Source organism: Rhizobium sp. BK377 (assembly GCF_014193935.1).
Taxonomy (GTDB): Bacteria; Pseudomonadota; Alphaproteobacteria; order Rhizobiales; family Rhizobiaceae; genus Rhizobium.
The window spans coordinates 1-12,229 of the sequence record NZ_JACIAC010000013.1 but is presented as its reverse complement, the minus strand read 5'-3'; the positions used below and the strand labels follow the sequence as shown (position 1 = coordinate 12,229).

The following is a 12,229-nucleotide window of genomic DNA, read 5'->3' as shown; positions in this document are numbered from 1 at the left end:
ATGACGTAGTATCGTATAAGTTATACCAGGAATTACGTCCTATTTACACCTTACGATGGAACTAATCTGCTCCTTTAGCCTATATTAGCTAGTTTAAGATAACAGGAACTGTGGTATTCAGTTCCTACTTTAGTGCTGCCAAACCCTCATATCTGAAGGGCTTGAGTGTTCGGTTGTTGTTATGGCGTAGGGAAACTCGGCTGGGGAGGATGAAGCAGTGAATTCAGCGCTTGTACCAAATTTAGACTTCAGGCAGGAGAAAACAGCTCTTCCACTAAAGGTAGAGAATAACTCTACCGGATTGAGCTTACAGTCGAGGCCAAGCCACACTTTGGTGATCCTCGACAACCGTGAACTCGACAGGCAATGCCTCGCGCAGTGCATGGCGGCCTACAAGACGGATTTACTTATACTGGCGTTCGAAAGTGTTGAGGAATGGAAGCGGAGATGCAACGAATATCCGCCGCTTTCGGCAATCCTCTTGAACATCGGCGGCAAGAAGATCGATGAACCCGCCGTTGCGGGGCAGATCAGGAGCCTTGCTTCGGAATTCGGAGCGATACCAGTCATCATATTGGCTGACAGCGATGATTTCAGCCAAATCGTGAGGGCAATCGAATACGGGGCCAAGGGCTACATACCTGCTTCGGTCAGTATCAGCGTTTGCATGGAGCTGATTGCATTGTCAGTGGCGGGTGGGGTTTTTGTGCCCGCAAGCACGCTATTTGCCATGCGTCACCTTCTGGAATCCAGCAACACCACCGCTCGTCCGTTGGCCGGCATCTTTACGGATCGTCAAGCCGAGGTCGTAGAAGCGCTCCGACGCGGAAAGGCAAACAAGATCATTGCCTACGAGCTCAATCTGCGAGAAAGCACGGTAAAGGTCCATGTTCGCAACATTATGAAGAAGGTCAAAGCAACGAATAGGACGGAAGTTGTGTTCAAGCTCAACGACCTGTTCCAGAGTGGTATTTCAGGCGCGAGCGCGAATAGGACGCCGTGCTGAGGCCGTTGTTGGGGCAGATCCCTTCGCATATTGTACTTTGTTGCCCAAATCACCCCGGGAGCGCAAATGCGCTCCCGGGGTGATTTGAAAGCGCTGCACCTCGGAGCCCTTGTCGCTCACTCGAAAATGGCAGCACGTCTTAGCGCCTTCACGGCTATTGACGATCGCATTCCGACCGATCTTCGATGACGCGCAACCACCGACCGTGGTTTTCGTACTCGTGGATGAACGACCCGACCCTGTCCGTTCATCCTGCAACTCGTCGTCCTATGGAATTCAAGGCATACCAGTATTTCGGGCCGATGGTTTGCTTGCAGACCAGCTTGATCCAGGGCAACGAATTTCGCACCTCAGGGGAAACCTCCAAGGCAAAGCGCTGAATAGCCACGGCGGTGGCGACGTCGAAGTTATTGAACGCCAGGCCGGCCATTCGAAGCGCCTCCTTCCCGAGATCTCTGGTAAGAAAGCGTCTTAGTTTCTCATCTTTCTTGAGGTTGTCTGCACCCTGGCGAAACAGAATATCGAAAGCTTTTTTTCTTTGCCGGAGGTCGGGAAGAATAGTTTTCCCGTAGTATTGAAGAGACATATTCGCGGAATGTCGGCGATATACTGCTTGACTCTCGTTAATATAGCCCACCCCGGCATGTGATGCGAGGCGCAGCCACATCTCCATATCACCGGTATGCGGGAGTTCCTTATGATAGCCGCCGACCTGTTTTTGCAGCGCCGTTCTCACGATAGCCGTCGGTGTCGGAACCAGGTTGTTTGCTCCGCTCAACCGCATGAATTGCGGTCCAGTCAGGACCTGCTTGGGGGGCACGCTCTTATTACCAAGAGGGTCGACGCGCTTGGTTATGATGCCGTGTGGCTCGGCTATGAGCGCGTTCCCGAACGTGAACCCCACATCCGGGTTATTGCGCATCAGCTCCGCCGAGCGACCCAGCGCACCTGGCAAGAGATAATCATCCGCCGAGAGAAGCAGGAACAAGTCGCCGCCCGCCCACTCGATGCCCTCATTGTAGGTGGCGATGTGACCCTTGTTTGCGCTATGCCGGCGATAGGTGACCCGTTTGTCCCGGGATGCCAAAGCTGATCCGACTTCCGGCGTATTATCCGGCGAACAGTCATCCAGAATGAGCACGCGCACATCGACGCCAGCTTGCGAAAGAGCGCTTTCAACACATTCCTGCAGGAAATGAGCGTAGTTGTAGCAGGGAATTACGACATCAACACGTTGCAAACTCATTCCTCCGCAGGCAATCGTTTCCTTCAAGGCATTTCAAAAAACCGAACTCGGCATCGTTCTGCTTTTATACGTTCCTCGCTTTCCGATTCATTCGCGCAGACGTTGAGCCGTGGGCGCTCGCATGGCCGATTTGGTGCAGGACCATACAGCTCTCAACAAGGCGGATCGGGCAAGCAGCCGGGAGCCTGCTCGCTTCAAGCCACTTTGAACGCGCTGCCGCGGCGTGAGCGCGAAACGGGTCCGGCATCGAAACGTATCGTAGAATGCGGCGTTCGGACTCAAGCTACCCGATTTCCAAGGCTTCACGTTGGTCACGAAATGAGCGATCGCGAGCTTCTGCTCGAGCGCGAGACGGGCGATTACCTGCGTCGGCTCGAACTGAAAATTCCAGGCGCGGTCCAGGATTTTCCACTTTCCGTCACAGGCGACGTTGAGTGCATCCTGATCTGAATATTCCGTAGTCGGAAAGCGATCGAGATACTCCAGAGATCGTTCCGATATTTGCTCGGCTCGCCATTTTGCAAGGTCGATAAGAAGAACGCCGGCGTTGAAATAGCGTTCGACCCGGACGTCACCTGCGGCCCTCGATCCGTTGCTCACCACATTGTCCAACCAGTAATCCGAAACAGCGCCGATTACTGCCTCGCCCAGATCGATGTTCCACAAGTGTTCAAGCGCACCCAGCACGAGGATGTCGCCGTCCAGATATAAAGCTCGATTGCAGGTCTCCGGCAGGAACTGCGGCAGGAGAATTCTTGCGAAGGTCATTTTCGAGACGCCAGGGCGTGTGGAAAATCCGCTCGCGAAGGACAACGTGCCTATGGGGTGCCACTGGATGACTGCAGAGTTTGCGGGCAGAGAATCAAAGATCCGTCGCTTCGTTTCCTCGCCTAGTCCTTCATGAATAACATGGATATCCAGGGGCCATGCGCCTCTGTTGTTCTCGGCAGCCGATCTGAGAGCGGTCGCCAGGGGAACAGCGTAGGCCGCATCGACCGCAAAGACGATCGGCCCCAGCTGCTGTTTTGCGCCCACGGGGGCGGCTCCTGTTGGTATGCTATGCACATTCATGTTTCCGGCACCATCCCTCGAAACCGAGCTTCGCCCTGCGATGATCGACGGTGCTATTCACGGCCCGATCGATACGGCTTGCTGGACAGGAAGGCCGACGGCCGGAGCAGGCTGAGGGGTGTAGGCCGTTTGCGGAGACCGGACGCCAGATACGCTCCTGGCTCCGCCAGACAGCTTCCACTCGAAATAGGCGATCGTCTTCTCGAGCCCTTCACGCAGATTCACCGTCGGTTGCCAGCCCAGGTCCTGCTTTGCACGGCTGATGTCCGGCTTGCGCTGCGTCGGATCGTCGACCGGTAGAGGCTTGTAAGCGATGCTCGATTTCGATCCCGTCATCTCGATGACCATTTCGGCCAGTTCCCGGACCTGGAATTCTCCTGGATTGCCGAGATTGACCGGACCCGTCACGCCGGCCGGCGCAGCCATCAGGCGGATGAAGCCCTCGATCAGATCGTCCACATAGCAGAACGAACGCGTTTGCGTGCCGTTGCCGAAAATGGTGATCGGCTCGTTTTGAAGCGCCTGAACGATGAAATTGGAGACGACGCGCCCGTCATTGGTCTGCATACGCGGCCCGTAAGTGTTGAAGATCCGCGCCACCCGGATCTCAACGCCGTATTGACGATGGTAGTCGAAGAACAATGTTTCGGCACACCGCTTGCCTTCGTCATAACATGCCCGTGGCCCTATGGGATTGACGCTGCCTCGATACTCCTCGGGCTGGGGGTGGACTGCCGGATCGCCATAGACTTCGCTCGTGGAGGCCTGGAATATCTTCGCCTTTGTTCGTTTGGCGAGACCAAGCATATTGATGGCCCCATGCACGTTGGTTTTGACGGTCTGAACCGGATCGACCTGATAGTGGACCGGAGATGCCGGACAAGCGAGGTTGTAGATCTCGTCGACCTCCACATAAAGCGGGAAGGTAATGTCGTGCCGAAGGATCTCGAAGCGTGGGTCGTCGAGAAGATGCAGCACGTTGTCGCGCGAGCCGGTGTAATAATTGTCCACGGCGAGGACATCATTGCCTTCTCGCAAGAGCCTTTCGCACAGGAAGGATCCCAGAAACCCGGTGCCGCCGGTTACCATAATTCGCTTTTGTCCGTGCATTGGTGTGCTCCGTTGTTGATGGTTGCCTCGTGAAAAGAGGATGGTCAGTAGGCTCCCCTGCGTTTGAAGACTGCAGGGATCGTGCTGAGAAGAATTTGGCAGTCGAACCACAAGGACCGGTTGTCTATGTAGAACTCGTCGAGTTGCTGCTGCAGTTCGATATCCGCGTTGCTCCGTTCCGATATCTGCCAAAGGCCCGTGAGCCCCGGCGTTACGGAGCGTCGCTTGTCTCGAAACTCACCATCCATCGCGAGCAGGTGATATTCCGGAAACGGACGCGGGCCGACGATCGCCATCTCGCCTGCAATAATGTTCGCCAGTTGCGGGAGCTCGTCGAAGCTCGAAGAGCGCAGGAGGTGTCCGATAACCGGCAGGACGCGCGGATCGTCCTTGAGCTTGAAGTGGCTCAACCATTCGGCTCGCATGGCAGGGTTTTCTGCGAACAACGCTTCGAGGCGCTGTTCTGCATCTTGGTACATCGTCCTCAATTTCAGGACGTGCACCGGCTTGCCGGACAGTCCTTCCCGGGTATGTCGAAAGAAGACGGGGCCCGGATCGATGGCATAGATCGCGGCTGCTGCAATCGCGATGAAGGGCGCAACCACGATCGTTGCAGGAATGGCGATCGCGAGATCGAGGCCCCGACGAACCAGGTCCGTGTTGACCGAACGCCCACCGGTGGTGATGCGAATACCGATCTCTCCGCCGACATCCGCTGGCCGCAATCCGGTAACCTTGAGACTCGGCGTATCGGACAGAAGAACGACCTCGGCGAATTTTTTGCGCATCGCCGCCAGATCAGGGATAAGCGAGCCGATGTCCCCCGCAATCAGGGCAATGGATGGCCCGCCCTCAGACGATGCTTCAAACATGTCCTGGGAAAAGGGCTCCGGCCTGATGCCATACTGCCAGTGGTCCCTAAAATGCGCCATGAGCGCGGGAATGAGATTCCGTCCCCCTATGATGACTGCGCGCTCTCCCCAGATTCCAAGTCTCCGGCACAGGCCTCTTGCGAGCCAATGCATGACCGGCTGAACAATCAGCCCAAGGCCGAGGAAGCCAATGATGGCAAGCAGCAGTCGTTCCCCTTCCGGTAAGATGAGTGCTCCGAATGCCGTTAGGGCAGCCACTTTGACGGCGGCTATCGTGCGGCGCCGCAGATGTTCGTGGTCGTGCAGCCGATACCCAGGATAGAGGCCGACCGATGCATAAAGAACGATCGCAGCCACTGCTGCGAGGATGAAAGCACGCTCTACTACCGCGCCCTCCGGACCACTGGGAAGAAAAGTCAGGAGAACAAAATAGATAAGCAGATAGCTTCCAATATCCCCGGCAATCATCAATGACGAGGTTGCAAGCCGAGGAAGCCGGCGTCGTAGCGAAGCAGGCATAGTCAGCCCTGACTGCCCTAACGGACCAACAGTCTTACCTGCTATGGGCGGAACGGAACCTGCTGGAATTGCCCGTGACGCCATTTCATTTGTGGTGGATGCCTTCGACGGACCCGATGTCATCGCTGACGGCGCAAATGAGGACATGATGCTTTTACCCCTCTACGGCCTTTGTCCCGACGCACCCGATCCGGAAATGGCGTCTTCGATCGGAAATTTCCGAAGCCCCAGTCTCTGGAAGGCAGTCAGGGAGATGAAGGTCGGCACGACGAGCGCATAGCGCCGCCACAGCCGTCGCGGCTCGCATAGAAGACGAAACGCCCATTCGAAGCCGCTTCTTTGAATGGCCCTCGGCGCCTGCCGCTTGAGGCCGGCGTGGAAATCGAAAGCAGCGCCGACACCGATGAGCATCGGCGCCTCCAGACGATCGCGCATACGCGCCATCCAGAGTTCCTGCTTGGGGCTGCTCAGCCCCACCCAGACGATGTCGGCGCCCGACCGATTGAGCCGGTCGGCAATATCCGCTTCCTCCTGCATCGATAGTTGGCGGAAAGGCGGTGCATAGGACCCAATGATCCGTGCCTGCGGAAATTTTTCGAGAAGACGCGTCCGCAGCTGCTCGAGCGTTTCGGCTGTTGCTCCATAAAGGAAGTGCCGCAACCCTTTGGAGATGCCGGCGCCGAAAACGGATAACATGAGATCCGGTCCGTAGACCCTGTCGCTTTCCGCATGACCCGCGCGCTTCAGTGCCCATACCAACGGCATGCCGTCAGGAGTGACGAGGAACGCCCGGTTATGGATGGACCGAAGCTTGGAATCTTTTTGACACCGCACGACGCCGTGCGCGTCGCGAACGCAGACATACTCTCTCCTGCCGTCTTCAATCGCTTTTTCGATAAGTCCGGTCGCGCTTTTGAGATTGACCGCAGAAACTCGAACACCAAGGACATTCGTCCACTTCAGAGAGTCCCCCGGATCAAGGGTTGAAGTTTGGTTTCTGTCTGTTGGTGAATTTCTCATGATCTACGCTTTTGCCAACTGAACCTGTAGCAAGAGTATGCTGGCAAGCCCGCTGCCTCCATACTTTCAACTCCAGCTATTGGACGTAGAAAGACTTCACATTTCTGCGCGCCGCATAGAACGAATTACGATATTCGAAGTAAGGCGGCATCTTCCGGGTATGCATGATTGCTCTTTTTGATAAGCGTTACCCCGAAAAGAGCGGTTTGACCTTCGCGTTGCCGCAGAAGACAGTCGCTTTAGCGCAACCAAAGCTGGGGAGGTTTGAGCGCGACAAAGCCGGGAGAAAGACAATGGCGAATTCAACAGAGGTGAATTCAACAGATGAAATACGGATGCCGGTCAGAGAACCTTCAAAGACGCCCGGCACGACCAGTCGGCTGCAGAACGATTTGACCTCCGATGGCTACGTCGTCATCAGGGATGTCCTGACGCCCGAGCAGGTGGAGAGATTACGGCGTGTTTCCAAACAGTATCTGAGGTCAGGTGGCAAGTATTTGTACGGCGGCAAATTTCAGCTTCACGCAATGTATGCTGTAGACGAAGTCGCCAGGTTTATGACTTCCGATATGATCCTCAACCGCCTCAAGGAAATTACCCGACCGCTCGATGTCGTTCTTACAGGCGAATGCGATCTCATGATCAACACGACATCGTCGTGGCACAATGACATTCCTCACCATCCTCGCTGCGCTGATGGAAGCATTTTCTCGGACGAGAACTTCAAGGTCTACAAGATTGCATTCTACCTGCAGGATCAGGACGAAAACTCGAACGCCACCTTGAAGGTGCGGCCCAGATCCCACCTCAAGGGCTTGGTCCAGAGCCTGCCGGCGAAGGGCCTTGGAGTGCGGGCTGGGGATGCGATCATCTTCGACGTGCGGATCGAACATGCTGGGCAGATGCCAACCCTGCTTGACAGGGGCCTTCGCAAAATCTTCGAGCGGATCGGTCCATTGCTTCGCCTGGACGTTCAGAAGGCATTCACCGTGACGCGATCGATCATTCGACGGCTCGGCAGAACGCCCGACCGTGTCGCGGTTTTCATGACATTCGGTCCGTCGGATGCGGAGACCTACTCCTATGCCGAAGAGGGCCGCCATCGCCATCCCGGCGTTCGAGGGACGCTCAGTGCGGACGTGTTGACACAACTCGCTGTCAACAACATCGTTCCTCCGATCATCGGGGCGCCTGCCTAGCCACGCGAGGCTTTCGGGGATTGATCTCAATGCCCACAATTCTGCGACTTCATGACTGCGCAGCGTCGACATGGCGCGCAGTCATGCCGACAGCGCGCTGAGCCGCCAGCGGTCCGAACGCCCCAGCGTTCTCTATTAGTCTTTCGCGATCATGATTGCGTCAACCACCGGCAAGGTGGGCCGACAGCATCTACGTCTAAAGCATGTACCCTTTATCTGAGGACTGCATCGTACTTACGCTTTCGGCGATCCCTCCCCCAAAGGGTGGCGGCCAGAGTCAAGGGGATTGCCAATAAGAGCAGATGTTACCTGTGTCCATTCACCGGTAGCTTGGAAAAGAATGCAAGTGCGAAGGACATGGCCGGGCGGTAGTTTCTGATGACGTGAGGCGATGATTCCGGCGCAGGGCTGATTGTTCATAGTTGAAGCTTGGAGGGTTGGGATTCCTATGGTTTCGCGTTCTGGACCTGGTTCTGCACAGTACATGATGGACATGTCCCTCGCGCCGGCATTAGCAGCGGCGACCTATTCAGTTACAAGCGAGCCCCCCGTCGAGCAAAGGGACACCGTCATGGAGATCCCTACGGACGCGATCGTGATCATGTTGCTGCACCACGGTGCCAGGCAACAAGCCGCTTGAGAGGGTGTCATGGAGCGGCCGGGCATCAGCGTCCTTATCAACAATTACAATTACGGCCGCTTCGTCGGACGTGCGATAGACAGCGCCTTGGGCCAGGAGGTTCCCGACGTCGAGATAATCGTCGTCGATGACGGGTCCAGCGACGAGTCGCTTTCCATTCTGGAAGCCTATGACAGCCGCGTGAGGGTGATTGTTCAGGAGAACTCGGGACAGGCGGCCGCGATCAACACCGCCGTGAAGTTCAGCAGCGGCGGCATCCTCTGTTTTCTGGACGCCGATGACTGGTGGGCACCCGGCAAGCTGTCGGCGACGGTGGCGACTTTTCGTTCACACCCCGAGGTCTCGCTCGTCTACCACCGACTTCAGCCGACTTCGATTGATGGCGCGCCGACCCTCAAACCGATTCCCCGGACGTTGTGCTCGGGAGATCTGTCGCCGCAGCTGACGAGATCAGCAGGCTGGTGGCCCTTCCCGATGACGTCGGCCATCTCGGTACGACGCAGCGCATGGGATGCTGCGGGTCCTATTCCCGAACAGTTCCGCATCTCCGCGGACGCTTGGCTCACTGGGATCTATCCGTTTCTGGGCGACGTTGCCGCCTTGCCGGACTCACTTGGATTCTACCGAATTCACAGTAACAACTGGTACCGGCCAATCGATGATGTCTCCATGCTGAAAAGGCGAATGGCCCATTGGCAGCGTAGCGTCGAAGCGACGAACCGGTTTCTCTCGTTCCACGATTTACCGGCAAGGCTCAGTCTGGCGGATCACTATCCCTACCAGATGGCAGCGGCAGGCTTGGATGGCGTCAATGCGCGCACCCGGCTCAAGCTTGCCGTCGAAGGGCTGCTTTTCGCCGGGGAACCAAACTTGCTGCGGCGGACCCGCGACGCGCTGCGTAGCGCTTATTACCTCCCTCGCCCCGGTCAAGACATCGGCTTGTCGGAGGCAGCGGAATGAAGGCGCTGCTGCTGGTTTCCGAACTGGAGGACTACACTATTTCCTTCGCAAGCGGCGTTGCGCGACATATGCCGGTCGTCCTTGGCGTCCCGCGCCGGCGCTATGCTCATCTTGCTTCCTGGTTCGATCCGGCCGTCGACCTTCACCTTCTTGACTGGCCACGACATCGGTCGCTTGCCAATCCCTGGTTCCTGCATCAACTCACGCGCCTCATCCGGCACGAGCAGCCGAACCTCATTCATCTCTTGAGCAATACTACGCTGTGGTTGAACTTTGCCGTGCCGTTCTGGCGACCGATCCCGCTCGTGACCACCGTTCATGATGTGGAACTGCATCCCGGCGATTCCGATACGCGTACGCTGCCCGGCTGGGCACCGGAATTAATGGTGAGACAGTCCGGGCATGTCGTCGTGCATGGCGAGGGACTGAAGCGGATGGTCCTCGATCGATATTCAAAATCTCCAGACTGCGTGCATGTCCTGTCGCATCCCGCCATCCATCGCTATGCGGAACTTGCTCGGCGGCAAAAGCTGGCGCGGCGTGCCGCCGATGGAACTGTGCGCGTTCTGCTCTTTGGGCGAATTTTCGCTTACAAGGGTTTGAAGCAACTGATCCGTGCCGAGGCGATACTTAAGGATGCGCTCCCCAATCTGCGCATTACGGTCGCAGGCCGCGGCGATGATCCCTGGGTCTTCCGGCCGCTCATGGGTGAAGCTGGCCGCTACGACATTCGCAACCGTTTTATCGAAGACGAGGAGGTCGCCCAGCTCTTCCTCGATGCCGATATCGTTGTCCTTCCCTACACGGAAGCATCCCAAAGCGGCGTGCTCAACCTTGCTGCGGCCTTCGGCAAACCCGTTATCGTAACTGACGTGGGCGAATTGCGAGCGACCGTTCAGCCCAACGGACTGGGAATGGTGGTTCCGCCTGATAATGCGGAAGAGCTCGCGAAAGCGATCCGTACATTGGCGGATAATAACGATCTTAGAAACGATCTCGGCACCAAGGCACTCGAATGGGCCACAGGACCGAACTCGCCCGAACAGGTCGGCGCCCGGGCAGCCGCTCTTTATCGCGAGGTGGTCGGATCATGCTGATGAAAGTACTTATGGATGGTCATCCGTCAGTGGTGCGGAACACGACAAGGGTCCGCCATTATGTTCCGGGTGGCTGCGAGAACGGCGGCGGTATTGGCAGGCTGATCGGATATCTGACCAGCACGGCGAAAGAAGGCGGGGCAGAACACGCCGTCACCGACACCAGAGGGCCTCGATGGTCTGCCGCGTCGTCGTCTCTGCGTCTGCTGGGCGCAATCCTGACAATGGCGAAGGATCGAGTCGTCGATCCGAAACGCATTCACCATATCCATGTCGCAGGCCGCGGCAGCACCTTCCGCAAGCTGATCCTGACTGAAGCTGCCCATTTGCTCGGGTGCTTTCACATATTGCATCTACACGACTACGATTATGCCGGCGATTTTGCTGCACGCTCGCCGCGTCAACAATCGCTGATACGCCGGATGTTTCAACGTGCTGATTGCGTCGTGGCGCTGGGTGAGCGTGATCGCGTGACGCTTGCGACACGTCTGGGCGTAGACGAGCGCCGCCTCGTGATCGCTCACAATTGTGTCCCCGATCCCGGGGCACACAACATTCGTGCCGGCGAGCCGCCGTTGATCATATTTCTCGGCCGGCTGAGCGAACGCAAAGGCGTTCCGGAACTTCTGCTCGCCCTTAGCCATCCGGTCATGAAAGAGCTTCGCTGGCGCGCCGTGCTGGCAGGAGACGGGCCTGTCGAAGATTATCGCCGCCAGGCTACGGATATGGGCCTTTCAGGCCTGGTGGACATGCCGGGATGGCTTGGCGCCGACGAGGCGCGCGCGCTGTGTGCACGTGCCGATATCCTGGTCTTGCCCTCGCATGCCGAAGGCTTGGCGATGGCGGTGCTCGAAGGGCTTTCCCATGGGCTTGCTGTTGTCACCACGCGCGTTGGGGCGCACGAAGAGGTCATTTCCGACGGTGAAACCGGTGTCTTCGTCCCTGTCGGAGACAAGGATGCCTTGGCAGCGGCCCTTGCGAGACTGGTTGCGGATCCAGATGTCCGCAGCCGCCTCTCGACGAGGGCACGCGCCCATTATCTCAACCATTTCAGTATGAAGGCCTATATGCGGTCGATGGAAAAACTCTACGAAACCATCTCCGCGCAACCTCAAGCAAGGGTTAGCGCAAAATGACAATTTCGACTTTTCCGCCAGACCGCAACGTGCCGCTCCCGGCGGTCCATTACGAACCCCGCTTTCAGACGGAGATGAAATCGGAGGAGTTTGATCTAACGTCTGGTTTACGTTTGATCCGTCGGCGGCTTGTTATGATCGTTGCTGTGACGGCGGTGCTGATGGCGGCGTCGATCGTGCTGATCTCGGGATTGCAGCCGAGCTATCATGCCGGGTCCCGGCTGATGATCCACAAGCCCCTGGCAACCGCGCTGAGCGGCGGCGATGCCGGCGGCGATGCGCCGCTCAACGTCACCTCCGAGACCGAGCGGCTTCTGTCGAGAAGCGTGGCCGAGCGGGTCATCGGCGACTTG

General features: G+C 57.3%; 10 protein-coding genes and 1 pseudogene. 6 read left to right on the top strand and 5 right to left on the bottom strand.

Features of this window, described 5'->3' with window-relative positions; genetic code table 11:
* The first annotated feature begins 217 nt into the window (after positions 1 to 217).
* A complete protein-coding gene (locus FHT92_RS28735) occupies positions 218 to 1,006 on the top strand; it encodes a response regulator transcription factor (protein ID WP_183831557.1) in 789 nt (262 codons plus the stop codon).
* 247 nt (positions 1,007 to 1,253) lie between these two features.
* Here the strand turns inward: FHT92_RS28735 and FHT92_RS28730 are convergent, their stop codons facing one another.
* From FHT92_RS28730 to FHT92_RS28710, 5 genes are all read right to left on the bottom strand, one after another.
* Positions 1,254 to 2,246 carry a glycosyltransferase gene (locus FHT92_RS28730; RefSeq protein WP_183831588.1) on the bottom strand — a complete coding sequence of 331 codons (993 nt, stop codon included), beginning with the start codon at positions 2,244 to 2,246 and terminating at the stop codon, positions 1,254 to 1,256.
* A gap of 93 nt (positions 2,247 to 2,339) precedes the next feature.
* Positions 2,340 to 3,287, bottom strand: a complete 948-nt coding sequence (locus FHT92_RS28725) for a glycosyltransferase family 8 protein (protein ID WP_312858801.1) — start codon at positions 3,285 to 3,287, stop codon at positions 2,340 to 2,342.
* A 93-nt stretch (positions 3,288 to 3,380) separates the two neighbouring features.
* Entirely contained in the window at positions 3,381 to 4,433 is a 1,053-nt protein-coding gene (locus FHT92_RS28720) for a UDP-glucuronic acid decarboxylase family protein (RefSeq protein ID WP_183831555.1), read from the bottom strand.
* A 44-nt stretch (positions 4,434 to 4,477) separates the two neighbouring features.
* Entirely contained in the window at positions 4,478 to 5,971 is a 1,494-nt protein-coding gene (locus FHT92_RS28715) for a sugar transferase (RefSeq protein ID WP_183831553.1), read from the bottom strand.
* A gap of 15 nt (positions 5,972 to 5,986) precedes the next feature.
* Positions 5,987 to 6,844, bottom strand: a complete 858-nt coding sequence (locus tag FHT92_RS28710; RefSeq protein WP_183831551.1) for a WecB/TagA/CpsF family glycosyltransferase — start codon at positions 6,842 to 6,844, stop codon at positions 5,987 to 5,989.
* Positions 6,845 to 7,008: 164 nt separating this feature from the next.
* Here FHT92_RS28710 and FHT92_RS28705 point away from each other — a divergent pair, with 164 nt between their 5' ends.
* The 5 genes and pseudogenes from FHT92_RS28705 to FHT92_RS29550 all read left to right on the top strand — a co-directional run.
* Entirely contained in the window at positions 7,009 to 8,043 is a 1,035-nt protein-coding gene (locus FHT92_RS28705; RefSeq protein WP_246735588.1) for a phytanoyl-CoA dioxygenase family protein, read from the top strand.
* 649 nt (positions 8,044 to 8,692) lie between these two features.
* Positions 8,693 to 9,643, top strand: a complete 951-nt coding sequence (locus FHT92_RS28700; protein ID WP_183743221.1) for a glycosyltransferase — start codon at positions 8,693 to 8,695, stop codon at positions 9,641 to 9,643.
* Positions 9,640 to 10,740: a glycosyltransferase family 4 protein gene (locus FHT92_RS28695; RefSeq protein WP_183831549.1), complete on the top strand. Its 1,101-nt coding sequence runs from the start codon at positions 9,640 to 9,642 to the stop codon at positions 10,738 to 10,740. The genes FHT92_RS28700 and FHT92_RS28695 overlap by 4 nt, the downstream gene beginning before the upstream one ends.
* Complete coding sequence (locus FHT92_RS28690) at positions 10,734 to 11,876, top strand: glycosyltransferase family 4 protein (RefSeq protein ID WP_183743225.1); 1,143 nt, start codon at positions 10,734 to 10,736, stop codon at positions 11,874 to 11,876. The genes FHT92_RS28695 and FHT92_RS28690 overlap by 7 nt, the downstream gene beginning before the upstream one ends.
* Positions 11,873 to 12,229, top strand: a pseudogene (locus FHT92_RS29550) (exopolysaccharide biosynthesis protein); the annotation flags it as partial. The gene FHT92_RS28690 and the pseudogene FHT92_RS29550, both read left to right, overlap by 4 nt.

What these genes read in the sequence shown, in the direction of transcription:
- FHT92_RS28700 (WP_183743221.1), top strand. Translation starts at nt 8,693, where the DNA reads ATGGAGCGGCCGGGCATCAGCGTCCTTATCAACAATTACAATTACGGC.
- FHT92_RS28690 (WP_183743225.1), top strand. Translation starts at nt 10,734, where the DNA reads ATGCTGATGAAAGTACTTATGGATGGTCATCCGTCAGTGGTGCGGAAC.
- FHT92_RS28715 (WP_183831553.1), bottom strand. Translation starts at nt 5,971, where the DNA reads ATGTCCTCATTTGCGCCGTCAGCGATGACATCGGGTCCGTCGAAGGCA.
- FHT92_RS28720 (WP_183831555.1), bottom strand. Translation starts at nt 4,433, where the DNA reads ATGCACGGACAAAAGCGAATTATGGTAACCGGCGGCACCGGGTTTCTG.
- FHT92_RS28710 (WP_183831551.1), bottom strand. Translation starts at nt 6,844, where the DNA reads ATGAGAAATTCACCAACAGACAGAAACCAAACTTCAACCCTTGATCCG.
- FHT92_RS28705 (WP_246735588.1), top strand. Translation starts at nt 7,009, where the DNA reads ATGATTGCTCTTTTTGATAAGCGTTACCCCGAAAAGAGCGGTTTGACC.
- FHT92_RS28695 (WP_183831549.1), top strand. Translation starts at nt 9,640, where the DNA reads ATGAAGGCGCTGCTGCTGGTTTCCGAACTGGAGGACTACACTATTTCC.